General features: G+C 63.2%; 23 protein-coding genes. 16 read left to right on the top strand and 7 right to left on the bottom strand.

Annotation, left to right across the window (positions count from 1 at the left end; all coding sequences use genetic code 11):
- Positions 1–22 precede the first annotated feature (22 nt).
- The 7 genes from AACQ43_RS06455 to AACQ43_RS06485 all read left to right on the top strand — a co-directional run bounded on the left by AACQ43_RS06455 (position 23) and on the right by AACQ43_RS06485 (position 7,021).
- The gene (locus tag AACQ43_RS06455; RefSeq protein ID WP_168966568.1) at positions 23–2,371 is read left to right on the top strand and encodes an MMPL family transporter; all 2,349 of its coding nucleotides are present in this window, start codon (positions 23–25) and stop codon (positions 2,369–2,371) included.
- Complete coding sequence (locus AACQ43_RS06460; RefSeq protein WP_168966570.1) at positions 2,368–2,925, top strand: DUF3261 domain-containing protein; 558 nt, start codon at positions 2,368–2,370, stop codon at positions 2,923–2,925. The genes AACQ43_RS06455 and AACQ43_RS06460 overlap by 4 nt, the downstream gene beginning before the upstream one ends.
- Positions 2,922–4,106, top strand: coding sequence for a beta-ketoacyl-[acyl-carrier-protein] synthase family protein (locus AACQ43_RS06465; protein ID WP_168966572.1), 1,185 nt, complete (start codon positions 2,922–2,924; stop codon positions 4,104–4,106). Before AACQ43_RS06460 ends, AACQ43_RS06465 begins: the two co-directional genes overlap by 4 nt.
- Positions 4,099–4,560, top strand: coding sequence for an ApeP family dehydratase (locus AACQ43_RS06470; RefSeq protein ID WP_043162006.1), 462 nt, complete (start codon positions 4,099–4,101; stop codon positions 4,558–4,560). Before AACQ43_RS06465 ends, AACQ43_RS06470 begins: the two co-directional genes overlap by 8 nt.
- A 9-nt stretch (positions 4,561–4,569) precedes the next feature.
- A complete protein-coding gene (locus tag AACQ43_RS06475; protein WP_076360469.1) occupies positions 4,570–5,295 on the top strand; it encodes a 3-ketoacyl-ACP reductase FabG2 in 726 nt (241 codons plus the stop codon).
- Complete coding sequence (locus AACQ43_RS06480) at positions 5,292–6,518, top strand: beta-ketoacyl-ACP synthase (RefSeq protein WP_168966574.1); 1,227 nt, start codon at positions 5,292–5,294, stop codon at positions 6,516–6,518. The genes AACQ43_RS06475 and AACQ43_RS06480 overlap by 4 nt, the downstream gene beginning before the upstream one ends.
- 89 nt (positions 6,519–6,607) lie before the next feature.
- A complete protein-coding gene (locus AACQ43_RS06485) occupies positions 6,608–7,021 on the top strand; it encodes a DUF2541 family protein (RefSeq protein ID WP_168966576.1) in 414 nt (137 codons plus the stop codon).
- Between the two features lie 31 nt (positions 7,022–7,052).
- Here AACQ43_RS06485 and mog read toward each other — a convergent pair whose 3' ends face one another.
- Entirely contained in the window at positions 7,053–7,583 is a 531-nt protein-coding gene (gene mog, locus AACQ43_RS06490) for a molybdopterin adenylyltransferase (RefSeq protein WP_043162010.1), read from the bottom strand.
- Between the two features lie 398 nt (positions 7,584–7,981).
- Here mog and AACQ43_RS06495 point away from each other — a divergent pair, with 398 nt between their 5' ends.
- The 7 genes from AACQ43_RS06495 to proX all read left to right on the top strand — a co-directional run bounded on the left by AACQ43_RS06495 (position 7,982) and on the right by proX (position 14,180).
- Positions 7,982–8,323 carry a DUF3135 domain-containing protein gene (locus tag AACQ43_RS06495; protein ID WP_073351432.1) on the top strand — a complete coding sequence of 114 codons (342 nt, stop codon included), beginning with the start codon at positions 7,982–7,984 and terminating at the stop codon, positions 8,321–8,323.
- Positions 8,324–8,558: 235 nt separating this feature from the next.
- Positions 8,559–9,356 carry a threonine/serine exporter family protein gene (locus AACQ43_RS06500; RefSeq protein ID WP_011707144.1) on the top strand — a complete coding sequence of 266 codons (798 nt, stop codon included), beginning with the start codon at positions 8,559–8,561 and terminating at the stop codon, positions 9,354–9,356.
- Positions 9,353–9,820 carry a threonine/serine exporter family protein gene (locus AACQ43_RS06505; RefSeq protein WP_011707143.1) on the top strand — a complete coding sequence of 156 codons (468 nt, stop codon included), beginning with the start codon at positions 9,353–9,355 and terminating at the stop codon, positions 9,818–9,820. Before AACQ43_RS06500 ends, AACQ43_RS06505 begins: the two co-directional genes overlap by 4 nt.
- A 24-nt stretch (positions 9,821–9,844) precedes the next feature.
- Positions 9,845–10,336 carry a type 3 dihydrofolate reductase gene (gene folA, locus AACQ43_RS06510; RefSeq protein WP_168966578.1) on the top strand — a complete coding sequence of 164 codons (492 nt, stop codon included), beginning with the start codon at positions 9,845–9,847 and terminating at the stop codon, positions 10,334–10,336.
- 501 nt (positions 10,337–10,837) lie between these two features.
- Positions 10,838–12,034 (top strand): glycine betaine/L-proline ABC transporter ATP-binding protein ProV, encoded by a 1,197-nt coding sequence (gene proV / locus AACQ43_RS06515; protein WP_168966581.1) that lies wholly within the window; start codon positions 10,838–10,840, stop codon positions 12,032–12,034.
- A complete protein-coding gene (proW, locus tag AACQ43_RS06520; protein ID WP_065479113.1) occupies positions 12,031–13,182 on the top strand; it encodes a glycine betaine/L-proline ABC transporter permease ProW in 1,152 nt (383 codons plus the stop codon). Before proV ends, proW begins: the two co-directional genes overlap by 4 nt.
- Positions 13,179–14,180, top strand: a complete 1,002-nt coding sequence (gene proX / locus AACQ43_RS06525) for a glycine betaine/L-proline ABC transporter substrate-binding protein ProX (protein ID WP_168966584.1) — start codon at positions 13,179–13,181, stop codon at positions 14,178–14,180. Before proW ends, proX begins: the two co-directional genes overlap by 4 nt.
- A gap of 91 nt (positions 14,181–14,271) precedes the next feature.
- On the opposite strand, the gene AACQ43_RS06530 is transcribed toward proX, so the two are convergent.
- The 3 genes from AACQ43_RS06530 to AACQ43_RS06540 are packed head-to-tail and all read right to left on the bottom strand — an operon-like array spanning position 14,272 to position 18,570.
- Positions 14,272–15,078, bottom strand: a complete 807-nt coding sequence (locus AACQ43_RS06530; RefSeq protein WP_118880605.1) for a phosphoadenylyl-sulfate reductase — start codon at positions 15,076–15,078, stop codon at positions 14,272–14,274.
- On the bottom strand, positions 15,068–16,780 hold the full coding sequence (gene cysI, locus AACQ43_RS06535; protein WP_168966592.1) for an assimilatory sulfite reductase (NADPH) hemoprotein subunit: 1,713 nt from the start codon (positions 16,778–16,780) through the stop codon (positions 15,068–15,070). The genes AACQ43_RS06530 and cysI overlap by 11 nt, the downstream gene beginning before the upstream one ends.
- Complete coding sequence (locus AACQ43_RS06540; RefSeq protein WP_168967152.1) at positions 16,780–18,570, bottom strand: assimilatory sulfite reductase (NADPH) flavoprotein subunit; 1,791 nt, start codon at positions 18,568–18,570, stop codon at positions 16,780–16,782. The genes cysI and AACQ43_RS06540 overlap by 1 nt, the downstream gene beginning before the upstream one ends.
- Positions 18,571–18,768: 198 nt before the next feature.
- On the opposite strand from AACQ43_RS06540, the gene AACQ43_RS06545 reads away from it, so the two are divergent.
- On the top strand, positions 18,769–19,572 hold the full coding sequence (locus tag AACQ43_RS06545; RefSeq protein WP_168966594.1) for a PhzF family phenazine biosynthesis protein: 804 nt from the start codon (positions 18,769–18,771) through the stop codon (positions 19,570–19,572).
- Between the two features lie 132 nt (positions 19,573–19,704).
- On the opposite strand, the gene lysS is transcribed toward AACQ43_RS06545, so the two are convergent.
- Positions 19,705–21,240, bottom strand: coding sequence for a lysine--tRNA ligase (gene lysS, locus AACQ43_RS06550; protein WP_011707134.1), 1,536 nt, complete (start codon positions 21,238–21,240; stop codon positions 19,705–19,707).
- A 24-nt stretch (positions 21,241–21,264) separates the two neighbouring features.
- A protein-coding gene (gene prfB / locus AACQ43_RS06555; RefSeq protein WP_102988103.1) for a peptide chain release factor 2 occupies positions 21,265–22,363 on the bottom strand; the annotation gives its coding sequence in 2 pieces (ribosomal slippage) (positions 21,265–22,287 and positions 22,289–22,363; 1,098 coding nt in all).
- Between the two features lie 253 nt (positions 22,364–22,616).
- Between prfB and AACQ43_RS06560 the strand changes: the two genes are divergently transcribed.
- Positions 22,617–24,488, top strand: a complete 1,872-nt coding sequence (locus AACQ43_RS06560) for a methyl-accepting chemotaxis protein (RefSeq protein WP_168966596.1) — start codon at positions 22,617–22,619, stop codon at positions 24,486–24,488.
- A gap of 185 nt (positions 24,489–24,673) precedes the next feature.
- On the opposite strand, the gene gltS is transcribed toward AACQ43_RS06560, so the two are convergent.
- Positions 24,674–25,873 (bottom strand): sodium/glutamate symporter, encoded by a 1,200-nt coding sequence (gltS, locus tag AACQ43_RS06565; protein ID WP_168966599.1) that lies wholly within the window; start codon positions 25,871–25,873, stop codon positions 24,674–24,676.
- Positions 25,874–26,136: the final 263 nt, after the last annotated feature.

The raw sequence follows: 26,136 nt of genomic DNA on the forward strand, positions 1-26,136 counted from the left end.
GCCGGGACGAGGAGAGCTCCTCTTGCTGCAAGCTGAAACCACCTGGCGCCGGCTCGGCACTCTCTGGATCTGGCTCTGCCTGCTGTTGGCGGCGGTGCTCGCCTGGCAGTTGCCCCATAGTCGTATCAACACCAGCCTGATGGATCTGCTGCCCCACGAGTCCCGCAGCGATCTGGACCCGGCCCTGCAGCAGGGGCTGCTGCAGCAGCTCGACCGCCAGCTGGTCTGGTTGCTGAGCCTGCCCGCCGGCCAGGACGGACGGGCCGCCGCCCAGTTCTGGGTGGCGCAGCTGGGCAAGCTGACCGCGTTCTCCCACATCAAGGGCTACCAGCCCGAGCTGGCCTCCGCCTGGCAGCGCTATCTGCACGAGCTGGCCTGGCAGCGGCTGGATCCGGCGAGCCGGGCGCGGCTCGCCGAGGGGGCCGAGGGCTGGAGCCAGTGGGTGCTCGGCCAGATCTACTCCCCTTTCGGCGGCGTCTCCCGCGCCGAATGGCAAAACGATCCCCTGCTGCTGACCCGGGCCGGGGTGCTGGCCGAGGCCCGCGGCCCCATGCAGCTCAAGGATGGCTGGCTGGTGAGCCGGGACAAGGCCGGCCGCGACTGGTACATGGTGCGCGCCGAGCTGGATCTCTCCGCCTTCGACATCCAGCGCAACCAGGCGCTGCTGAGCGAACTGGCCGGGGCCGAGCAGCGCCTCGCCGAGGCTTATCCCGGCGCTGAGCTGCTGCGCCGTGGCACGCTCTTCTACAGCCAGCATGCCAGCAATCTTGCCCAGCAGGACATCTCCACCATAGGGCTGGGTTCCATGGTCGGGGTCATCCTGCTGATCTGGGGCGTGTTCCGCTCGACCCGGGCGCTGCTGCTCTCCCTGCTGCCCATCGGTGTGGGGTTGATGTGGGGGCTCGGCACAGTGCTCATCCTGTTCGGCGAGATCCACATCTTCACCCTGGTGATCAGCAGCAGCCTCATCGGCATCGCCATCGACTACGCCATTCACTTCCTGTGCGAGCGGCGGCTGCACGGCGACAACGAGACGCCACACCAGACCCGGCTCAAATTGCTGCCGAGTCTGTCGCTGGCGGTGCTGACCACCCTGATCGGCTATGGCCTGCTCTGGTTCGCCCCCTTCCCCGGCTTGCAGCAACTGGCGGTGTGCGCGTTGGCGGGGCTGTTCAGCGCCTTCATCACGGTACTTTGCCTGTTTCCGCGTTGGGCCGGCCCGCTGCCGACAAGGCCGCTGCGAGGCCAGCGCTGGCTGCTGTGCTGGCTTTTGGCCTGGCAGCAGCGTCCGCTGGTGCGCATCGGTTTGCCGCTCTGCTGTCTGCTGTTGGCAGCACTCGGCATCAGCCAGCTGCAGGTGGATGATGATATCCGCCGGCTGCAACCCTTGCCGGTGGCGCTGCAGGGGCAGGAGCAGCGGATCCAGACTCTCACCGGCCAGCAGGGGGGCATGCAGGGCTTGCTGGTGACGGGGGCGGACGGCGAACAGGCACTGCAACGACTGGAACGGCTCGATGGCCGGCTGGCCGAGCTGAAACAGCGCGGAGCGCTGCAGGATTTTGTCTCGCTTGCCCGCTGGTTGCCTTCGCTGGCGCGCCAGCATGAGGATGCCGCCGCCATCCGTACCCTGCTGCCCGAGGTGGTGAGCCGGCTCAAGGCAGCCGGTCTGCCGCTGCAGGTGCCTACCCGCGAGCCGCACTGGCTGACCCCGGCCGCCTGGCTGGCCAGCCCGGTCAGCGAGGGGAGCCGCCTGTTGTGGCACGCCTTGGCCGATGGCCGCGTCGCCATCTGGGTGCCGCTGGTGGGGGTGGCAGATGAAGGGGCTTTGACGGCACTGGCGGCGGCCGAGCAGGGAGTCTACTGGCAGGATCAGCGCAGCCAATGGAGTCAGCTGTTCGCCCACTACCGCATCAAGCTGGCGGAGCTGCTGTCGGTAGCCATCGCGCTGGTGGCCTTGCTACTGTGGCGGCGGATGGGGGCGGCGCGGGCGGCCCGGGTGCTGCTGGTCAACCTGATTGCACTGGCCATGGGGCTGGCGCTGCTCGCCGCCTGTGGCCAGCTGCTCACCCTATTCGGGGTGCTGGCGCTCAGCCTCATTTTCGGCATCGGCATCGACTACGGCCTCTTCTTTGCTCACAGCGGCAACCAGGTGGCACGCCAGAGCTCCACCCTGCTCGCCATCTTGCTGGCCAACCTCACCACCCAGCTGGCCTTCGGCCTGCTGGCGCTGAGTCACACCCCCGCCATCGCGGGCTTTGGTCTGGTGCTGAGCGGGGGTATCTTTACCGCCTTCCTGCTCTCGCCCCTGGTGCTGGACCGGGTGCGACCGCAGTTGCCGGGGCCGAATGGCCGGGAGCCAACTTCATCATGAAAGCTTTGTTCGTATTCATCGTCTTGCTGCTGGCTGGCTGCAGCAGCCTGCCGACTCCCACCGCCTATCTCGACAAGGGGACCGTCATGACGCTGCCGGCCCCCGTGCTGGCCGCCCCCTTCTATCGCCAGCAACTGCTGACCGCCAGCGTGGGGGAGAGCACTCACCAGCTGATGACGGTGCTGGAGGCTGACGGCCGCCAGCTGACTTTGGTTGGGCTGACCCCGAGCGGGGTGCGGCTGTTCTTGGTGCGCTATGACCAGCAGGGGATCTCCACCCGCCAGTTCAGCCCGCTGCTCACCACCGGCATGCCGCCGGTGAGCCAGGTGCTGGCGGACGTGATGCTCTGCTACTGGCCGCTCGCCAGCTGGCAGCCACAGCTGCCACCGGGCTGGACGCTGCGCGACGAAGGGCCGCTGCGCCGGCTGCGGGCCCCCGACGGCACTTTGGTGACCGAAATCCGCTACCGCGACGCCGACGGCGTGCGCGAGCCGGTCGGCCTGCAGCAGCATGTATTCCACTACCGTCTGCAACTGGAGACCCTGAACCAATGAGCTGTTATATCGCCGCCTATGGCCTCGTCTCGGCATTAGGGATGGGGCGTGATGCCAGCGCCGAGGCGCTGCTGGCCTGGCAGCAGTCGGGCGTGAGCCCGCTGGATCGCCACCGGGCGCCGCTGCTGGATGGCCGGCTGACCCCGGTGGGGCGGGTGGAGGGGGAGTTGCCGGCCATACCGGTGGCGCTGGCTCCCTATGCTTCGCGCAACAACCAGTTGCTGCTGGCGGCGCTGGCCCAGGTGCGGCCCGCCTTCGACGAGGCGCTGGAAACGTTTGGCCCTGCGCGAGTGGGGTTGGTGCTTGGCACCAGCACCGCCGGGATCGGCGAGGCCGAGCTGGCGGTTGCCGCCGCCCGGCGCGGGGAGGCTGTGCCGCCCGCCTTTGACTATCGCCAGCAGGAGTTGGGCTCGCCGTCGGAATTTCTGGCCCGCCATCTCGGCCTGACCGGGCCGGCCTGGACTATCTCCACCGCCTGCTCCTCCAGCGCGCGCGCCTTCATCAGCGGCCAGCGGCTGCTGGCGGCCGGGCTGGTGGACGCCGTGCTGGTGGGTGGCGCCGACAGTTTGTGCGGGCTCACTCTCAACGGTTTTGACAGTCTGGAGTCCCTCAGCTGTACGCGTTGCCAGCCGTTTGATGAGGCGCGCCAGGGGATCAACATCGGCGAGGGGGCTGCGCTGTTTCTGCTGAGCCGCACGCCTGCGCCGCTGGCACTGCTGGGGGCCGGGGAGTCCTCCGATGCCTGGCATATCTCGGCGCCCCATCCCGACGGTATCGGCGCCGAGGCGGCGATGCAGATGGCTCTGGCCCAGGCGGGCCTGACGCCGGAACAGGTGGGTTACGTCAACCTGCACGGCACCGCCACCCGTCTCAATGACGCCATGGAGAGCCAGGCGGTGCATCGGCTGTTTGGTGTCGAGGTGCCCTGCAGCTCCACCAAGCCGCTCACCGGTCATGCCCTGGGGGCGGCGGGGGCCATCGAGGCGGCGCTTGCCTGCCTGCTGCTGGAGCGCGCTCTGCCGCTGCCAACCCAGCGGGTGGCCACGGCGGATCCGGCGCTGGCGCCCATCCGGCTGGTGAGCGGCGAGGTGCCGCTGGCGGCGCCCCGGGTGCTCTCCAACTCCTTTGCCTTCGGTGGCAACAACGTCAGCCTGCTGCTTGGGAGCGTTCACCATGAATGAGCCAAGTTCACTGCCCGCCATCGAGACCCTGCTGCCCCACCAGGCCCCCATGCTGCTGCTGGACCGGCTCTGCGCGGCGGATGCCCAGCAGGCGCGCTGCGAGACCCGAATCGGTGCCCGCCATGCCCTGCTGCTGGATAGTGAGGGCAACCTGCCCGGCTGGGTAGGCATCGAGCTGATGGCGCAGACCATCGCCGCCTGGGCCGGCATGCAGGGGCGTCTGCGCGGCGAGCCGGTGCGCATCGGCATGCTGCTTGGCAGTCGCAAGTATCGCTGCCTGCGCCCCGCCTTTGCAGCCGGCAGCCTGCTCACCATAGAGGCTTACTGCCTGTTGCAAGACGGCGGTATGGCCAGTTTTGATTGCCGGATCCTGCTGGCGGGGGAGGAGTGCGCCCAGGCGCGACTCTCCACCTACCAGCCGAGCCCCGGCGAATTGTCCGATTTGTTAGCCTGAGGAAGCTTCATGATCTCTAGCGTATTGGTCACGGGCGCCAGCAAGGGGATAGGCCGCGCCATCGCCCTCAAGCTGGCGGCCGACGGTTTTTCCATCGTGGTGCACTACCACAGCGATCGGGCCGGGGCCGAAGCCACTCTGGCCAGCCTGCAGGCTGCCGGTGGGCAGGGGCGCCTGCTCCAGTTCGACATCGCCGACCGCGAGGGCTGCCGCGCGCAACTGGAGGCCGACATGGCCGAGCACGGCGCCTATTACGGCGTGGTCTGCAACGCCGGCATCATCCGTGACGGCGCCTTCCCCGCCCTCACCGACGAGGAGTGGGACGGGGTGCTGCACACCAACCTGGACGGCTTCTACAACCTGCTCAAGCCCTGCATCATGCCGATGATCGGCCTGCGCCGGGGTGGGCGCATCGTGACCATCTCCTCGGTATCCGGGTTGATGGGCAACCGGGGCCAGGTCAACTACAGCGCCGCCAAGGCGGGCATCATGGGGGCTACCAAGGCGCTGGCGCTGGAGCTCGCCAAGCGCAAGATCACGGTCAACTGCGTGGCCCCCGGCCTCATCGACACCGGCATGGTGGACGAGGAGGTGAAGGCGGAGGCGATGAAGCTGATCCCGCTCAAACGGATGGGGCAGGCCGACGAAGTGGCCGGGCTGGTCTCATACCTGATGTCCGACATCGCCGGCTATGTCACGCGCCAGGTCATCTCCATCAACGGAGGCATGGTATGAAGCGGGTCGTGGTGACCGGCATGGCCGGGGTGACCGCCTTCGGGCAGGATTGGCCGAGCGTGCGGGCTCGCCTGCAGGCGGGACACAACGCCGTGGTGAACATGCCGGAGTGGGCTATCTACGACGGCCTCAACACCCGGCTGGCGGCCCCCATTCCGGACTTCACGCTGCCGGCCCACTATCCGCGCAAGAAGACCCGCGCCATGGGGCGGGTCTCGGCGCTTGCCACCGTCGCCACCGAGCTGGCACTGGCGCAGGCGGGGCTGCTGGACAACCCGGTGCTCACCGACGGGCGCACCGGCATCGCCTACGGCTCCTCCACTGGCAGCACGGATCCTATCCGCGCCTTCGGGGTCATGCTCAACGACAAGAGCACCGCCAGCATCACGGCCACCACCTATGTGCAGATGATGCCGCACACGGCGGCGGTCAACACCGGGCTGTTCTTCGGCCTGCGCGGGCGGGTCATCCCCACCTCCAGCGCCTGTACCTCCGGCAGCCAGGGCATCGGTTATGCCTATGAGGCGATCAAGCACGGCTACCAGACCCTGATGGTGGCTGGCGGGGCGGAAGAGCTCTGCCCGTCGGAGGCCGTGGTGTTCGATACCCTGTTTGCCACCAGCCAGATGAACGACAACCCCGAATTGGCGCCACGCCCGTTTGACCGGCAGCGGGACGGGCTGGTGATAGGAGAGGGGGCCGGCACCCTGGTGCTGGAGGAGCTGGAACATGCGCAGGCGCGCGGCGCCACCATCCTCGCCGAGCTGGTGGGCTTTGCCACCAACTGCGATGCCGCCCACGTGACCCAGCCCCAGCAGGAGACCATGCAGCTTTGCATGGAGATGGCGCTGGCCCAGGCCGGGCTCGCGGCCGCCGACATCGGCTACATCAGCGCCCACGGCACCGCCACCGAGCGCGGTGACATCGCCGAGAGCCACGCCACCGCCGCCATCTTTGGCGACCGTACCCCCATCTCGTCGCTCAAGAGCTACTTCGGCCACACCCTGGGAGCCTGTGGCGCCATCGAGGCCTGGCTGGCGCTGGAGATGATGCAGGAGGGGTGGTTTGCTCCCACCATCAACCTGACCGAACCGGACCCGGCCTGCGCCCCGCTCGATCACGTTGTGGGCAGCGGCCGCACGCTGGCGGTGGAGTACCTGATGTCCAACAACTTCGCCTTCGGCGGCATCAACACCTCCCTCATCTTCAAACGCTGGTCCTGAGTGTCGGTGCCCTGCTTGGCAGGGCACCGGTACAGGCTGGGTTTAGCCTTGATGAATTAATATGCCCCCCGTTTTTTTCGGGAGGCATCATGTCTTTGTTATCTGGTTTTTCTTTTTCCGCCAAGCGTCTGCGCGTCCTGCAGGGCGTTCTGTTATCCAGCTTGTTGTGGGCGCTGGCCGCCCCCGCCATGGCCGATGATGAATTTCGGCTGGGCAAGACCATTCTGCTCGGGGTCGGCGATCATCCCGCCATCATTCCCATGCTCGCCTGCCGGCCGACCAAATCCATCATGGTCAAGGCTGGGCGGGAATTGACCCTGGAGCGGGTCAAGGTGTTTTATGGCAACGATCGCAGCAAGACCCTCTATTTCGACAAGGATCTGAAAGAGGATCAGGAGTCGGGGTGGAAATCCCTCGGCAGCCGGCTCTGCATCAAGCGGATCGAGGTGTACGGCAATTCGGAAGGGAGCAAGGCCGGGGTCAAGGTATACGGCCGCAAATAAGCAAAGGGCGGGGCAAATCCCCGCCCAGCCTTTATTTCTTCGGACGAAACGGCTTGATGACGGTCTCGTCGCACTCGAGATAGGGGCCTTCCATCAGGTCGATGCAGTAGGGGATGGCGGGGAAGACCGCATCCAGGCACTCACGGATCGACTTGGGTTTGCCCGGCAGGTTGACGATGAGCGAGCTGCCGCGCAAACCGGCGGTCTGGCGCGACAGGATGGCGGTCGGCACGAACTTGAGGGATTCGGCCCGCATCAGCTCGCCAAAGCCCGGCATCATGCGATCGCACACCGCTTCGGTGGCCTCCGGGGTGACGTCCCGCTTGGCCGGCCCGGTGCCGCCGGTGGTGACGATGAGGCTGCACTGCTCCTGGTCCGCCAGCCGGATCAGGGTCGCTTCGATCTGTTCCTGTTCATCGGGGATCACCTGATAGACGGGCTCCCACGCCGAGGTCAAATATGCGTTCAGCGTGTCGATGATGGCCTTGCCGGACAGGTCTTCGTAGATGCCTGCACTGGCGCGATCGCTGACGGTGACGATACCGATTTTTGCCTTGCTCATGGTCTGCTCTTGGTTGCCGCTATAAGTGGCAAATAAAATAACATAATCAGCAAGATATGTTAAACCAGCCGGATGGTGGCGTGAAGGCGAGCGTCAAATGGCAAGCCATATTGGCAACCTCCTTTCAATAAGACATAACATCGGCATATTGCCGTGCCAAAAATGTATAAACGAACCCGCCATCGATATTCAGGAATAATCGGTTGATCCATAACGAATAACCCGCCTGAGGTCCGGCTGCGCCGTCATCTTTTGGCGCAAGAGGAGGGGAAAGCGGGCCCGGCGGATTGAACCGCGGCGGGGTTCGGCTTATATAACTCCATATGCGATTGGTGAAAATATGAACCGATTGTTGTTGTTTGAGTATCACCATGCAGCGGCTGGCCGCGGGAGGGCATATGGAGTTGCCTGATTTTGATACCTTGAAACGGTTGGCGGTGGCGGAGCCCGAGCGGCTTGACGAGTTGCTGCAGCAGCAGATTGAGGGGCTGATCGACCGGGTCAGCCCGCAGCAGCAAATGCGTCTGCGCGGTCTGCAATTTCGCATCGACTGCCAACGTCAGCTGGCCAAAAACAACCTGGACAGCTGCATCCGGATTGCCGCCATGATGCACGACTCCTTTTATTCCATGCGCTGTGAAATGGTTCATCTCAATAATCCTGATTATGCTGAACCACTGCCGGAATATAAGGAGAACAATGTGCTCTATTTCAGCGATTATTACCGCAAGAAAAAATAATATTATTCCTGAGTAATTATCAAAATATATCTCCGTTATTCTGCGCAGTTGCCGGGTGAGGCTGGCTGACGAACGTTGAACAGTTTGGCGTGATTTGTAATCCATTTGATGTATTTTTGTGTCGCCTTTTATTTTATTTGAGTTTGGTTATTGGCGTGATATGTGTAGATGTATGGCGCCGATTGTTAGGCTAATATGGCGAGACTTTTTTAATTTGCTACGACTCGAAGGGATTATGAGAAGTATCACACCAAGACGGGTGCTGTCGCGGGAGCAGCAGACGGAGATCACCCGCATTATCGTCAAGGTGGGCCAGATGCTGGCCCAGTTCGGCGCCGAGAGTCGCATCATCGAGCAGACCACGGTCCGGCTCGGCATGGCGCTCGGGCTGGAGAGCGTCGAGATGGCCATCTCCTCCAGCGCCATCGTGCTCACCAGCCTCTATCAGGGCAGTTGCGTCACCACCACCCGGCGGGTGCGCGAGCATGGCATCAACATGCAGGTAGTGTGCGAGATCCAGCGTATCTGCATCATGGCGGAGAAGGAGCTCATCGGCGCGCGGGAAGTGCGCCAGCGGCTCGATGCCATAGTGCCGTTTCACTATCACCCCTGGCTGGTGGTGCCCATGGTGGGGCTCTCCTGCGGCGCCTTCAGCCTGCTGTTCGGCGGTGACTGGCCCATCTTCCTGGTAACCTGCTTCTCGGCTTCGGTCGCCATGCGGGTGCGTCAGCTGATCGCCCGCCATCACCACAGCCCCCTCATCAACTTTGCCGCCACCGGTTTCATCGCCACCCTGCTCGCCTCCAGCGCCACCTTCTTCAACTGGGGGGCGCAGCCCTATCTCGCCATGGCGGCCAGTGTACTGCTGCTGGTGCCGGGCTTTCCGCTCATCAACGCGGTCTCCGACATGGTGAAGGGTTACTTCAACATGGGGCTGGCCCGCTGGGGCACGGCGACCCTGCTGACCATCAGCGCAGCGATAGGGATTATTCTCGCCATGTCGGTGACCGGTATCTGGGGGTGGAAGGTATGATGGATTTCATCTGGCTGCTGGCCAAGGATGCCTTCTGGTCGGCCATTCCGGCGGTGGGGTTTGCCATGCTGTTCAACGTGCCGCCACGGATGTTGAAGTACTGCGCCATGGGCGGCGCGCTGGCTCACAGCCTGCGCACCCTGCTGATCCATCAGGGCATGCCCATCGAGTGGGCCACCCTGGCGGCGGCGACCACGGTCGGTTTTGTCTGCGTCTACTGGTCGCGCCGGCTGCTGGCGCCACGCCCTGTGTTCAGCGTTGCCTCCATCATCCCAATGATCCCGGGTAGCTATGCGTTCAAGGCGATGATCGCGGTGGTGGAGCTCAATATCTCCGGAGTGACGATGGAGCTTATCCAGAGCGCGGTGGAAAACGGCCTCAAGGCGCTGTTTATCGTGGGGGCCCTCAGTTTCGGTTTGGCGATCCCCTCCCTGGTCGTGTACCGTAACCGCCCCATTATCTGACCGACGGTTCGAGAGGTTGACCCCATGATGATTTCCATGATTGCCGCCATGGCCCACGATCGGGTGATAGGGCTGGACAACCAGATGCCCTGGCACTTGCCGGCGGATCTGGCCCACTTCAAGCGGGTGACCCTGGGCAAGCCGGTACTGATGGGGCGCAAAACTTTTGAATCCATCGGGCGGCCGCTGCCTGGCCGCCGCAATCTGGTGATCAGCCGCAACCCCGACTACCGGGCCGACGGCGTGGAGGTCATCGACTCGGTGGAGGCGGCGCTGGCGTTGCTGACCGGTAGCGACGTGGCCGAGCTGATGGTGATCGGGGGCGGTCATCTCTATGGCCAGCTGCTGCCACGGGCCGACAGGCTCTATCTGACCCGCATCGATCTGGCGGTGGAGGGGGATACCCGCTTCCCGGCCTTCGATGAGGGCGACTGGTCGTGCATCGAGCGCGAGCCACATCAGCCCGACGAGAAGAACCCTCACTTCTATTGTTTCGAGACCTGGCAGCGGCGCTGACGGGCGACGTTACCGCTCTGGCAGATAAAAGGCCCCTTGTGCTGCACAAGGGGCCTTTTTGTTGTCCGTAGCTGCCGCGCGAGGGATGAATGGCGGTGTTGATCTAGGTATCGATTGACCTGCACCCTCTCTGTTTGTCTCCCTAAAGTGGACTTGAAAATAGTTAGCTGTCTAATCATTTTATTGCCCTTGGCAGATATGCGAGATTCCTTCCTTGTCTGGCGCGTTTTTTTGACCTTTTTCTGGCTTTATTCCTCAATAAATCCGGCATTATGATTGAATTTGTTTGCATTTAATGGCTTGTCACAGGGTCTTGTATCACCTTCTGATGAATTTTTATGGTGTTAAATAATCCTTAAAAATCAATGAATTATGATTTTGCTTTTTTGTTTGGACTCTTTTGGTTCTTTTGTTTTGGCTGAAAATTACTTAGTGTTAAAAGTAATTGGCTCACGTTCGACGGTTTGCCAGGCAAGTCGTCGGCCAAGAAAAAAGGACAATATGACAGTCAAACTCGAGGTTAAATCACTCTACAAAATCTTCGGCGAACAGCCGGAAAAAGCGTTCAAATTGCTGGCGAAAGGGCATGACCGCGCCAGCATCCTGCAAAAAACCGGGCAGACCCTGGGGGTCCAGAATGTCAATCTGGCCATCGACGAAGGGGAGATCTTCGTGGTGATGGGCCTCTCCGGCTCGGGCAAATCCACCCTGGTGCGTCTCTTCAACCGGCTGATCGAGCCGACCCGCGGCCAGGTACTGATCGATGGCGAGGACATCGCTGCCATCTCGGAGCGCGAACTGCGTCAGGTGCGACGCAAGAAGATCAGCATGGTATTCCAGTCCTTCGCCCTGATGCCGCACCTGAGCGTGCTGGAAAACACCGCCTTCGGGCTGGAGCTGGCTGGTGTGCCGCTGGCGGAGCGCCAGCAGAGCGCCCGTCAGGCGCTCCATCAGGTGGGTTTGGGTCAGTGGACTGATGCCTTCCCCGATGCCCTCTCCGGCGGCATGAAGCAGCGGGTCGGCCTGGCCCGCGCACTCGCCAACGACCCCGACATCCTGCTGATGGACGAGGCTTTCTCCGCGCTGGATCCGCTGATCCGCACCGAGATGCAGGATGAGCTGCTCAAGCTGCAGGCCAGCCAGCAGCGCACCATCGTCTTCATCTCCCACGATCTGGACGAGGCGATGCGCATCGGCGATCGCATCGCCATCATGCAGGACGGCCAGCTGGTGCAGGTCGGCACCCCGGACGAGATCCTCAACCAGCCCGCCAACGACTATGTGCGCGCCTTCTTTCGCGGGGTGGATCTGGCCAACGTGTTCAGCGCCCGCGACGTGGCCAGCCGCAAGCAGATGCCGCTCATCAAGAAGCACACCACCGACGGGCCGGGCAACGCCCTGCGCCAGCTCAAGGAGCAGGAGCGGGAGTTCGGTTACGTGGTGGATCGCCGGCGTCGCTTCATCGGGGTCGTCTCGGTGGAGTCGCTCGGTCAGGCGGTCAGGGCCAAAGGCAGCCTGGAACAGGCGCTGCTGGCGGACATCCAGCCCATTCTGGCGGACACCGCCCTCAACGAACTGATCAGCCAGGTGGCGGCCGCTCCCTGTCAGGTGCCCGTGGTCGAGGAGGATGGCACTTACCTCGGCCTCATCTCCAAGGCCAACCTGCTGAACACCCTGGACAGGAGTACCCCGGCATGAAGCGGATGAATCCCCATTTTTTACTGAGCGGGCTGCTGGCCCTGGTGCTGCTGGCGAGCCCTTCCCTGCGTGCCGATGAGGCGGCAGCCGACCCCTGGGGGGCCAGTGCTGCCGCCACCGAGGTTGCCGATCCCTGGGGCAGTACCGACACTGAGGCTACCGACTGGCAGAACCAGATCGAGGCGGTTGATACCACTGCCGCCGTCGACTGGCTGGATCCCTTCCAGCAGGCGCTGGTGCCGCTGGATAGCTGGGTCGAGGGCGGCATCGGCTGGCTGGTGGACAACCTGCGTCCCGTGTTTCAGCTGATCCGTGCGCCGGTGGAGCTGGCGCTGGGCGGCATGACCCATCTGCTGCAGACGGTGCCCTCCACCCTGATGATCGGCCTGCTGACCCTGATCGCCTGGCAACTGGTGAACGGTCGCATGGCGCTGGGAACCCTGTTCTCCCTGGTGGTGGTGGGGCTGATCGGCGCCTGGTCCGATGCCATGGTGACCCTGTCGCTGGTACTGACCTCGCTGTTCTTCTGCGTGCTGATCGGGCTGCCGGTCGGCATTTTGCTGGCGAGGAGCGAGCGACTGTCGCGCTGGACCCGGCCGCTGCTGGATGCGATGCAGACCACGCCGGCCTTTGTCTACCTCATTCCCATCGTCATGCTGTTTGGCATCGGCAACGTGCCCGGGGTGGTGGTGACCGTCATCTTTGCGCTGCCGCCGATGATCCGGCTGACCATGCTGGGCATTCGCCAGGTGCCTGCGGATCTGGTAGAGGCGGCCCACTCGTTCGGTGCCAGCCCCTCTCAGCTGCTGTTCAAGGTACAACTGCCGCTCGCCATGCCCACCATCATGGCCGGGGTCAACCAGACCCTGATGCTGGCACTCTCCATGGTGGTGATCGCCTCCATGATCGCGGTGGGGGGCCTCGGCCAGATGGTGCTGCGCGGCATCGGCCGGCTCGACATGGGGCTCGCCTCCATCGGCGGCCTCGGCATAGTGCTGCTGGCCATCGTGCTCGACCGCCTGACCCAGGCGATGGGACAGCCGGATCGCAGCCGTAGCGGCCGCTGGTATCAACGCGGTCCCGCCGCCCTGCTGCTGCGCCTGCTCGGCCGCGACAAGTCTATCGATTACAAAGGAGTAAATGCATGAGACTCATCACCAAGACGCTGACCCTGGGTTCCCTGCTGTTGAGCTCCCAACTGCTCGGCCCGCTCGCCATGGCCAGCACCGAGCTGCCGGGGGAGGGTGTGCGCGTCCAGCCCCTGCAGAGCTCGCTGCCGGAGGAGAGCTTTCAGACCCTGCTGGTGAGCAAGCTGATGGCGCGCCTCGGCTATGACGTCCTGCCGACCCAGGAGGTGGACTACAACGTGGCCTACGCCTCGGTGGCGCAGGGGGATGGCACCTTCCTCGCGTTCAACTGGATACCGCTGCAAAACAACAAGTATGAGCAGGCGGGGGGTGACAAGGTGTTCTTCCGTGAGGGTACCTATGTGGCCGGTGCCGCCCAGGGCTATCTCATCGACAAGCAGACTGCGACCCGCTACGGCATCACCAACCTGGGTCAGCTCAAGGACCCCAAGCTGGCGGCGCTGTTTGACGGCGATGGCGACGGCAAGGCCGACCTGGTGGGCTGCAACCCGGGTTGGGGCTGCGAAGAGGCGATCAACCGTCATCTGGCCGGCTTTGGTCTGACCCCGACCGTCACCCACAAGCAGGGCAACTACGCTGCGCTGATCGCCGATACCCGTGCCCGTTACCAGGCCGGCAAGCCGGTGCTCTACTACACCTGGACCCCCTACTGGCTCAGCAGCGAGCTGGTGCCGGGCAAGGATGTGGTGTGGCTGGAGGTGCCCGCCGATGGCCCTGATGCGGCCAAGACCCGGCTGCCGAACGGCAAGAACTACGGTTTCCCGGTCAACACCATGCACATCGTCGCCAACAAGCAGTTTGCCGAGGCCAACCCGGCAGCCGCCAGGCTGTTCTCCATCGTCAAGCTGCCGCTCAATGACATCAACGTCCAGAACGGCCTGATGAACAAGGGGCAGAACAAGCCGGCGGACGTGGAGCGTCACGCCGACGCCTGGCTCAAGGGCCACGAGGCGCTGGTAAACGACTGGCTGACCCAGGCGCGCGCCGCCGCCAAGTAACGAGGGGCGGTAGCTCGCTCTTTGCGCAAAGAAAAACGCCCGGCAGTTGCCGGGCGTTTTTTATGGAAGCCGTGCGGGCGGGCCGTCTGGTTCAGATGCCGGAGCCGTCGTTCTCGCCGTTCTCCTCGTGCAGGCCGCACTCGCGCTTGAGGCCGAAGAAGCGGGTCTGCTCCTCGCTCATGCCAGGCTCCCACTTGGTGGTGGTGTGCACGTCGCCGACCGAGAGGTAGCCCTGCTCCCACAGCGGGTGGTAGGGCAGGTCGAACTCCTTGAAGTAGTAGAAGACGTCCTTGTTGCTCCAGTCGATCACCGGCAGGAATTTGAAGCGGCCGCGCTGGATGGCCAGCACCGGCAGCTTGCCCCGGCTGCCGGACTGCTCCCGGCGCAGGCCCGAGAACCAGGTGCGGGCACCCAGCTCGTTCAGGGCGCGGTCCATCGGCTCCACCTTGTTGAGCTGGTTGTAGCGGGTGATCCCCTCCACCCCCTGCTCCCACAGGAGGCCGAAGCGGGCCTCCTGCCAGGCCGGAGTGAGCTCGGCCCGGTAGATTTTGAGGTTGAGGGCGAGGCGCTCGGTCAGCTCGTCGATAAAGCGGTAGGTCTCGGGGAAGAGATAACCGGTATCGGTCAGCACCACCGGCACATCGGCCCGCTCGCGGCTCACCAGATGCAGCATCAGCGCCGCCTGGATGCCGAAGCTTGATGACAGCACATGCTCCCCCGGCAGGTTGGCCAGCGCCCAGCGCACCCGCTCTGGGGCGCTGATGGCATCCAGCTGCCGGTTGAGGGGGGCCAGCGCCTCGACCTGCTCCTCGCGACTCAAGGCCAGCAGGGCGTCGAGGTCGAGCCGGCCATCGGCGGTGCGCGCCAGCCGGGCTGTATCGGTCTGATCAGGCTGCATAGAAGTCCCTCGCAGAATCGATGACCGGGGCTATGATGCCGGCGCGAATGACAAAATCGCCGAAGCACTCGCCAGTGTTGCGATCCTTGGCCCAGCGACCGATCAGGGCATCCAGCTCGGCCAGGATCTGCGGCTCTGTGATGTTCTCCAGGTGCAGGCGCGGGATGCGGGTCCCCTCGAGGTTGCCACCCAGGTGCAGGTTGTAGCGTCCCGGCGCCTTGCCCACCAGACCCACCTCCGCCAGCATGGCGCGGCCGCAGCCGTTGGGGCAGCCGGTGACCCGGAAGATGATGGCATCATCGGCGAGATCGTGCTTGGCCAGCAGCCCTTCGATGTCGCTGACGAATGTCGGCAGCATGCGCTCGGCCTCGGCCATCGCCAGCGGGCAGGTGGGCAGGGCCACGCAGGCCATGGACTGCTTGCGCTGTTCGCTCACGCCGTCATCCAGCAGGCCGTACTGGCGTGCCAGTGCTTCGATGCGGGCCTTCTCACCGGCAGGTACGCCTGCGATGATCAGGTTCTGGTTGGCGGTGAGGCGAAAATCCCCCTGGTGTACCTTGGCGATCTCCAGCATGCCGGTCTTGAGGGGCTTGCCCGGGAAGTCCAGCAGGCGGCCGTTCTCGATAAACAGGGTGAGGTGGTGCTTGCCGTCGATCCCCTCTACCCAACCGAAGCGATCGCCACGGCTGGTAAACTCATAGGGGCGTACCGGTCCGAACTGGATGCCGGCGCGGCTCTCCACCTCGGCCTTGAAGGCCTCGACGCCGACGCGCTCAAGGGTGTACTTGGTCTTGGCGTTCTTGCGGTTGACCCGGTTGCCCCAGTCGCGCTGGGTGCTGACCACGGCGGCCGCCACTTCCAGCACATGGGAGAGCGGCACGAAGCCGAAATCGCTCGCCTTGCGCGGGTAGGTGCTGGTGTCGCCGTGGGTCATGGCCAGACCCCCGCCCACCAGCACGTTGAAGCCCACCAGCTTGCCGCCATCTGCGATGGCCACGAAGTTGAGATCGTTGGCGTGGATGTCCACGTCGTTGTGGGGCGGGATCACCACAGTGGTCTTGAACTTGCGCGGCAGGTAGTTGGAACCCAGGATCGGCTCTTCGTCACCCCCCAGCTTCTCGCCGTCCAGCCAGATCTCCACGTAGGCGCGGGTCTTGGGCAGCAGGTGCTCGGAGATCTTCTTGGCCCACTCGTAGGCCTCCTGATGCAGCTCGGATTCCACCGGGTTGCTGGTGCAGAGCACGTTGCGGTTCACGTCGCCGGCGGTGGCTATGCTATCGATGCCGGTGCTGTTGAGGGTCTGGTGCATCATCTTGATGTCGCGCTTGAGCACCCCGTGGAACTGGAAGGTCTGGCGGGTGGTCAGACGGATGCTGCCGTACAGGCTGTGATCCTCGGCGAACTTGTCGATCACCTGCCACTGGGCCGGGGTGATGATGCCGCCGGGCAGGCGGGCGCGCAGCATGACGTTGTGCAGCGGCTCCAGCTTCTGGGCGGTACGCTCCGGGCGGATGTCGCGGTCATCCTGCTGGTACATGCCGTGAAAGCGGATCAGCTGGAAGTTGTCGCCGTTGAAGCCGCCGGTGAGCGGGTCTGTGAGATCCTGCGTTATGGTGCCGCGCAGGTGATCGCTCTCGCGTTTCAGACGTTCGTTGTCGGCCAGCGGTCCTTCCACCGGCCCTGGAATCAGTTGCTTGCTCATCAATAGACATCCCTTTGATAACGTTTGGCACGACGCAATTCGCTCAAATACTCTTCTGCTTCCTCACGGCTCTTGTGGCCATGTTCCGCAATCACATCCAGCAGGGCTTCCTGCACATCTTTCGCCATCTGGTTGGCATCGCCGCACACATAGAAGTGAGCGCCTGCTTCCAGCCACTGATAGAGCTCCTGGCCCGCTTCCCGCAGGCGGTGCTGTACGTAGACCTTCTCGGCCTGATCCCGGCTGAAGGCCAGCGAGATCTTGCTGAGCAGCCCGCTCTTCACATAGCGCTGCCACTCCACCTGATAGAGGAAGTCCTGGGTGAAGTGCGGGTTGCCGAAGAACAGCCAGTTCTTGCCCTCGGCCCCCTGGGCCTCGCGCTCCTGCAGGAAGGCGCGAAACGGTGCGATGCCGGTACCCGGGCCCACCATGATGACGGGGGTGTCGGGGGTTGGCGGCAGGCGGAAGTTGTCGTTGTGCTCGACGAATACCCGCACTTCGGCATCTTCGGCCAGCCGGTCCGCCAGGTAGGAGGAGGCGGCGCCGCTGCGCACAGTGCCATCTTCCTGCGGGTAGCGCACCACGCCGACGGTCAGGTGCACCTCCTCTTCCACCTCGCTCTGGCTGGAGGCGATGGAGTAGAGGCGCGGGGTGAGCGGGCGCAGCAGGCCCAGCAGCTGTTCGGCTGTGAGCGCGGTCGGGAAGCGTTTCAGTACATCCACGACCTGGGCAGAGGCCACCAGCGCGTTGACCTGGGCCTTGTCGCCGGCCAGATCTTTCAGTGCCACGTTGGCCGAGATCTCGGCAAGACCGGTGATAAAGCCGCCGTGCAAGCGGGTCAGCTCCAGCTCGCGGCTGAGCACTTCGCGCAGGCTGCCGCGGGCGGTGGCCTCGTCGCCGGAGAGACCGGCCAGCGCCAGCACCTCGTTTACCAGTGCGGGGTCGTTGTCAAACCAGATGCCGAGGGCATCGCCCGGCTGGTAGCGGATACCGGACTCTTCAAGGCTGATCTCGATGTGGCGGATATCCTTGGTCGAGTCGCGACCGGTGATCTTCTGATTGACCGAGAGTCTGGCCGGGAAGGGGTTCTCCTTGCTGTACTGGCTGTGGCCGACCGCCTGTTGTACCGCGCTGGCCACGCTGCTGCCGGCAGGACCGGCGGAGAGGGTGGCGGCGATGGCATTGAGCGCCTGTTCACCCCACGCTTTGGCGGCATCCTGATAATCCACGTCCAGGCTGGCTAGCTCATGCACCCGATCGGCGCCAGCCTTGGTCAGCAGGCTGTCAAAGTCCTTGCCGGTCTGGCAGAAGAATTCATAGGAGCTGTCACCCAGCCCCAGCACGGCGAACTTGAGCCCTTCCAGCTTGCCGACCTTGCCCTTCTTGAGCTGCTCGAACAGATCGACTGCGCTCTCCGGCGGTTCACCTTCCCCGTAAGTGCTCACTACCACCAGCAGGTGGGTCTCTTTCTTGAGCTGCTTGGGTTTGTAGTCCGCCATGGAGGTGAGGGTCACCGGCAGACCGCGCGCCTCGGCCTGCGCCTTGATGGCGCTGGCCACGCCCTTGGCATTGCCGGTCTGGGAGCCGTAGAGAATGGTCAGATTGCCGCTGGTGGCAGTGGTTGCTGCGCCGGTCACGGCCGGCTGGCTGCCCGCCTGGGAGAGACCGTAGAGATAACCGCTCACCCAGGCCAGTTGCTGGGTGTTGAGGGTCGATAGCGCCTGGCTCAGCTGTCGCTGCTGCTCGTCGGAGAGGGGAGTCAGGTTGGTCAGGGAGTCCTTCAATTGCATCACACACGTCTTCCATGGTCTGATTTTTGGTCAGGTTAAGGGGTGTGATGGATAACAACAAAGAATAAAAATGTCTTTTTTATTCTATTACTGCATTAAAACGGTGATGGAGAGGGGCGCAAAGCGACTCAGGTCGACAGGGCTCTCATGGTATAAAGAGCGATGAATGAGCCCGTATTACCCACACAGGAAGCGTGAATGTCGACCATCAGCTTGTTTCATGTCAATGCCTTCAGCCGGCACCCCTTTGGCGGCAACCCGGCGGTGGTGGTGCTGGGGCCGAGTCAGCCGGATGCCACCCTGCTGGCCATGGCGGCCGAGTTCAACCTGTCGGAGACCGCCTTTCTGGTGCCCCTTGGCCATGCCCGCTATCAGCTGCGCTGGTTCACTCCCGAGCTGGAAGTGGATCTCTGCGGCCACGGCACCCTGGCGGCGGCCCACGTGCTGTGGCAGACGGGAGCGTTGGCAGAGGGTGAGGTCATTTACTTCGAGACCCGCAGCGGCGAGCTGCTGGCCCGGCGCGAAGGGGCGTGGATCTGGCTCGATTTTCCGCGCATTGCCACGGTGCCGCTGGTTCTGGATCCGGCCTATGCGGCTGCGGTCGGTTGCCAGCCGCTGCAAACCCTGGCGGCTGGCGCCAAGTTCTTGCTGGAGCTGGCCAGCGAGGAGGAAGTTCGTGCGCTCAGCCCAGATTTTCAGGCCCTGCGTGCCCTGCCAGGCCGCGGCCTGATGGTGACGGCACCCTCGCGCGACCATGACTATAACTTCGTCTCCCGCTACTTCGCCCCCTGGGTCGGGGTGGATGAGGATCCGGTGAGCGGCTCCAACCACTGCGCCCTGGTGCCCTTCTGGGCCGAGCGGCTCGGCAAGCGGCAGTTGCGGGCCCGTCAGATCTCGGCAAGGGGTGGTGAGCTGCGGCTAGAACTGCAGGAGAATCGGGTGCTGATGGCCGGTGAGGCCGTCACCTTGTGGCAGGGGGCGTGGCAGTTGCCAGTGGCCTGATAAACGGCAAGCTGGCGGCGTCTTGAAGGTTCGTCAGCGGTTTGTGCCTGCCATAAAAAACGCCCCGCAATTGCGGGGCGTTTTGATTGCCATGGACGGCAGCGTTTTGCTGCGGCCCTGTTTCTGCGGCTCTTACTTTTGTGGGCGCAGAGCCGGGAACAAGATGACGTCGCGGATGGTGTGGCTGTTGGTGAACAGCATGACCAGACGGTCGATACCGATGCCCTGACCGGCAGTCGGCGGCAGACCGTGTTCCAGCGCGGTCACGAAGTCGGCGTCGTAGAACATGGCTTCGTCATCGCCTGCGGCTTTCTGGTCAACCTGAGCCTGGAAGCGCTCGGCCTGATCTTCCGCATCGTTCAGCTCGGAGAAGCCGTTGGCCAGCTCGCGGCCGCCGATGAAGAATTCGAAGCGGTCGGTGACGTCCGGGTTCTGGTCGTTGCGACGGGCCAGCGGAGAAACGGCGGCCGGGTACTCGGTGATGAAGGTCGGTTGCAGCAGCATGTGCTCCACGGTCTCTTCGAAGATCGCGGTGATCACGTGGCCCAGTTCCCAGCTCTTCATCAGCTCGATGTGCAGGCGTTTGGCGACGGCGGTGGCCTTCTCCAGGGTCGCCAGGTCGTCACGGGTCACATCCGGGTTGTACTTCAGGATGGAGTCAACCATGGAGAGGCGCTGGAACGGCTGACCGAAATCGATGGTCAGACCCTCTTCGCCCTCTTTGGCGTAACGGATCTTGGTGTCGCCCAGGATGTCCTGCGCCAGGGTGCGCAGCATCTCTTCGGTGAGATCCATCAGATCGATGTAGTCGGCGTAGGCCATATAGAACTCGAGCATGGTGAACTCGGGGTTATGGCGAACGGAGATACCTTCGTTACGGAAGTTGCGGTTGATCTCGTACACACGCTCGAAACCACCAACCACCAGACGCTTCAGATAGAGTTCCGGAGCGATACGCAGGTACATGTCGATGTCCAGCGCATTGTGGTGGGTGATGAACGGACGGGCAGAGGCGCCACCCGGGATGACCTGCATCATGGGGGTTTCCACTTCCATGAAGCGCTTGTCGTTCAGGAACTTGCGGATACCGGCCACGACCTTGGTACGGGTCACGAAGGTCTTGCGGGACTCTTCGTTGGCGATCAGATCCAGGTAACGCTGACGGCAGCGGGCTTCCTGGTCGGTCAGACCTTTGTGCTTCTCGGGCAGCGGGCGCAGGGCCTTGGTCAGCAGGCGAATGTCGGAGACATGAACGGAGAGTTCGCCTGTGTTGGTGCGGAACAGGGTACCTTCGACACCCACGATGTCGCCCAGATCCCACTTCTTGAACTGCTCGTTGTAGAAGCCTTCCGGCAGGTCGTCACGGGTGACGTAGACCTGGATCTTGCCAGCCATGTCCTGCAGGGTGGCGAAAGATGCCTTGCCCATGATCCGGCGGGTCATGATGCGACCGGCAATCTTCACCCGTTTACCCAGTGCGGCCAGTTCGTCGGCGCTCTTGTCACCAAACTCGGCGTGCAGATCGCCGGAGAGGCTGTCACGACGGAAGTCGTTGGGGAAGGGGTTGCCCTGGGCGCGCAAGGCGGCCAGCTTGGAACGACGCTCCTGCATCTCGTTGTTCAGATCGAGAGTTTGGTCGACTTCCGGAGTAGTGGTTTGTTCAGACATGGTGATTCCTGCTGTTCTGTTTTTTTACAGGCCTGATTTCAGGCTAGCTTCGATAAACTTGTCCAAGTCGCCGTCGAGTACCGCCTGGGTGTTGCGGGTTTCGACGCCGGTACGTAGATCCTTGATGCGCGCATCATCCAGCACATAGGAGCGGATCTGGCTGCCCCAGCCGATATCGGACTTGGTCTCTTCGAGGGCTTGCTTCTCGGCATTCTGCTTCTGAATTTCCAGCTCGTAGAGCTTGGCCTTCAGCTGCTTCATACACTGATCTTTGTTTTTGTGCTGGGAACGATCGTTCTGGCACTGTACCACGACCCCAGTAGGAATGTGGGTAATACGTACCGCGGATTCGGTCCGGTTGACGTGCTGACCACCGGCGCCGGAGGCACGGTAGACGTCGATACGCAGGTCGGCCGGGTTGATCTCGATGTCGATGTCATCGTCGATCTCGGGGTAGACGAACACCGAGCAGAACGAGGTGTGGCGACGGCCACCGGAATCGAACGGGGATTTGCGCACCAGGCGGTGCACGCCGGTCTCGGTACGCAGCCAGCCGAAGGCATACTCACCGGTGAACTTGATGGTGGCGGACTTGATGCCGGCCACGTCGCCTTCGGAGCATTCGATGAGCTCGGGCTTGTAGCCGTGGGCATCGCCCCAGCGCAGGTACATGCGCAGGACCATGTTGGCCCAATCTTGCGCTTCGGTACCACCGGAGCCGGACTGGATGTCGATGTAGCAGTCGGAGGAATCGTGCTGACCGGAGAACATGCGGCGGAACTCGAGATCCACCAGCTTGGTTTCCAGCACGTCGGCTTCGGCCACGGCTTCGTTGAAGGTGTCTTCGTCTTCACCTTCCACGGCCAGCTCGACCAGCATGGCCACGTCGTCGGCGCCCTGGGTCAGGGTGTCGATGGTGCCGACCACGTTTTCCAGCGCCACGCGCTCCTTGCCCAGCGCCTGTGCGCGCTCGGGTTCATTCCAGACGTCCGGCTGTTCCAGCTCGGCGTTGACCTCTTCTAGACGCTCTTTCTTGGCGTCATAGTCAAAGGTACCCCCTAAGCAGCTCGGTCCTCTCAGACAGCTCCTTAAGCTTGTTTAATACAGGATTGACTTCAAACATCGTGAAAACTCTCGGGGTCGATGTGATTTAAAAACGGGATATTCTAGCCAATTGTGGAAGGAATAAACAGGGTCGGCTGTCCTTGTGCGTGCCTCGTAGTCAATTTCTGGTGCAGTTTTCCCCAACTCGGTGGAAAATATCGCCCGCCGGCCCATTTTCCGGTTCAGTTTTGTGCCGACGGGTCGTTAATAACTACGCAGTGCTGTGCACTTTTTGGGAAATCCTGTTCCTGACCTCATAAGAAGAACGCATGATGAAAAACCTATCACTCAAGCAGAAGATACTGTTGTCGGTGGTGATCGCCCTGTCGCTGGTGATCCTGCTGCTCTCCTGGCAGAGCTATACCAGCCAGAAGTCCCTGTTGCTGCAAGGCAGTCAGGAACAGGTTCAACGCCTCGGCAGCCAGCAGGCCGCCAGTGTCAGTGACTGGCTCGCGGCCCGTCGCGACGTCATTCAGGCGCTCGGTAACAAGGCCGGTGCCGAACCCCTCAACGCCCTGCAACAGGCACAAGTCTCCGGCCGCTTCCAGCTCACCTATTTTGGCGAGAGCGGCGGCAAGATGAACGACTCCGATCCCTCCATCAACCGTGACGGTTACGATCCCCGCTCCCGTGGCTGGTATCAGGAAGCGATGAGCAAGGGCGGCCTGATCGTGACCAAACCCTATCTGGATGTGGCCTACAACATCATGGTGGTGACCCTGGCCCAGCCTGCTCAGGGCGGCGTAGTCGGCGGCGACCTCTCCATCGCCTCGCTGGTGGAGGACGTCACCAAGATGAAGCTGCCGGCCGATGGTTTTGCCATCATGATGCACAAAGATGGCACCGTCATCGCCTACAAGGACGCCGCCAAGGCGATGAAACCGGCCACCGAGATCGACAACGATCTGACCAATGCCCTGATCGAGCAGAGCAAGACCCGCAACAGCCTGGTGCCGGCCTACTTCGACAACGAAGGGCGCGACAAGCTGCTGTGGGCGGTGGACATTCCCGATACCGACTGGGAGCTGGTGCTGGTGCTGGACAAAGAGACCCTGGAGGCGCCGCTCTCTTCCCTGCTGATGACCCAGCTCGGCCTAGCCCTGCTGGTGCTGGTGGGCAGCATCCTCGCCATCTCCTGGCTGGTCAGCATGCTGCTCGGCCCGCTCAGCAAGGTCTCCCAGGCCCTGGCGCGCATCGCCGACGGTAACGGCGATCTGACCCAGCGCATCAAGATCGACACCAACGACGAAGTGGGTCAGCTGGCCAACAGCTTCAACCGCTTCGTCGGCAGCCAGCACCAGCTGATCGGCAATATCCGCAAGCTGGCCAACGAGCTGAATGCCGATGCCGAGCGCAGTCTGGTGACCAACCAGGCCGCCGTGGACGAGCTGCAGCGTCAGCAGCAAGAGGTGACCATGGTCGCCACCGCCGTCACCGAGATGGCGAGCGCCACCATGGAGATCGCCGGCAACGCCGAGAACACCGCCGCTGCGGCCCAGCAGTCCGCCCAGAGCAGTGAGCAGGGCAAGATGCTGGTGAACCAGACCCGTCAGTCCATCAACGGTCTGGCCGAGGAAGTGGGGCAGGCGACCGAGGTGATCGGCGAGCTGAGCCGCCACGCCCAGGCCATCTCCGGCATCCTCTCCACCATTCAGGGCATCGCCGAGCAGACCAACCTGCTGGCGCTGAACGCCGCCATCGAAGCGGCCCGCGCCGGTGAACAGGGTCGCGGTTTCGCGGTGGTGGCGGACGAGGTGCGGGTGCTGTCGCGCCGGACTCAGGACTCCACCCAGGAAATCCAGTCCACCATCGAGACCCTGCAGCAGACCACGGCCCGTGCGGTGAGCCTGATGCAGACCAGCCAGGGGCTGGCGGACAACAGCGTGAAAGACGCCGATGCCGCCGCCGCTGCGCTCGAAGAGATCACCCAGGCGGTGTCGCTCATCTCCGACATGGCGGGTCAGATCGCCACCGCCGCCGAGGAGCAGACCCAGGTGACCGGCGAGATCACCCAGAACACCACCGCCATCAAGGACGTGAGTGACGAGATCACCGCTGCCGCCATGCGCGATCTGGATCAGGCCGAGAGCCTCAAGGGCCGGGCCACCGACCTGAACCAGCAGGTCTCGACCTTTATCCTGTAAGTTCTGACACGCGGCGAGCACGGCCGCCATGACAAAGCCCCGCCCTCTGCCGAGCGCGGGGCTTTTTGTTTATGCATCTCGCAGCGAGCACCCATGAAGGATGGGATGTAGCGGCGCTGGCGAGCAGAAATGGCAGAGCCCACCAAGAGGTGGGCTCTGTTCATAGACGTCTGACGGGAAAGGAATTACAGGAAGGGCAGTGCCAGGAACAGCTTGATCACCATGGCGTTGATGATGTCGATGAAGAAGGCGCCCACCATGGGCACCACCAGAAACGCCAGGTGGGAGGGGCCGAAGCGCTGGGTGATGGCCTGCATGTTGGCAATGGCGGTGGGGGTGGCCCCCAGACCAAAACCACAGTGGCCTGCCGCCAGCACGGCCGCATCGTAGTTGCTGCCCATCACCCGGAAGGTGATGAAGATGGCGTAGAGCGCCATGGCCACGGTCTGGGCCGCCAGCAGAACGAAGATGGGCAGCGCCAGGTTGGCCAGATCCCACAGTCGCAGGCTCATCAGCGCCATCGCCAGGAACAGCGACAGGCTGACGTTGCCGAGCAGGGAGACTTCGCGGTCGCTCACCTCATGCCAGTTCAGCAGGGTCAGCATGTTGCGCAGCAGCACGCCGACGAACAGCACGCAGACGAACACCGGCAACTCGAAGGCGCCGCCCTTGAGGTAGGCGGAGAGCATCTCGCCCCCTTTCAGGCTGATGGCGATCAGCGCCAGGGTCTCGATCAGGCTGAAGGTGGTGAGCGGCCGCTCCATGTCCGGCATCTCGAAGCCTTGCGGCGCGTCATCCCGGTTGTGCTCCTCGCCGGGTACCTTCACCTTTTTCACCAGATAGCGGGCGACCGGGCCACCGATGAGGCCGCCCAGCACCAGACCGAAGGTGGCACAGGCGATGGCCAGTTCGGCGGCGGATTGCACCCCGTATTTCTCGGTGAAGGTGGCACCCCAGGCCGCCCCGGTGCCGTGGCCGCCAGAGAGGGTGATGGAGCCGGCCAGCAGCCCCATGTGGGGATCCAGACCGAGCAGGGTCGCCAGACCTACGCCCAGGCTGTTTTGCACCAGCAGCAGACCGGTGACCACCAGCAGGAAGGTGAGCACCGCCTTGCCGCCGCGCTTGAGGCTGGCGAGATCGGCGGAGAGACCGATGGAGGCGAAGAACGCCAGCATCAGCGGGGTTTGCAGGCTGGTATCGAACTGCAGCTCCATCTGCAGGGTGGAGCGCAGCAGCAGCAGCACCAGGGCGACCACCAGGCCGCCGGCAACCGGCTTGGGGATGTTGAAGGTTCGCAGCAGCCCGACTCGGGTCACCAGCAAACGACCGAGCAGCAACACCAGGGTGGCTGCGACCAGGGTGGCGTAGGAATCAAGTTGTAGCATTCAGTACTCCCATGTTGATTGGCTGTGTCTTTCGTTGATGCAGACTCACAGATTCAGCCGGGATAAAAACAGTGTGGCTCAGGTGCCAACAAAGAAGGGGCAACATGCCCCCGCCCCACGTAAAAATGGGGCCGGTGCGGGCCTGAACGGTTCAGGCTTCCAGATGAGATTTATGAAAAATCGAGCGGATAGTAGCAAAAAGCACCACTTATATCCACATTTGTCAGATAAATATTCAATCTTGATGTATCTCGTGACATTTA

It is taken from the genome of Aeromonas sp. DNRA1 (assembly GCF_963888745.1).
GTDB classification, from domain to species: Bacteria; Pseudomonadota; Gammaproteobacteria; order Enterobacterales; family Aeromonadaceae; genus Aeromonas; species Aeromonas hydrophila.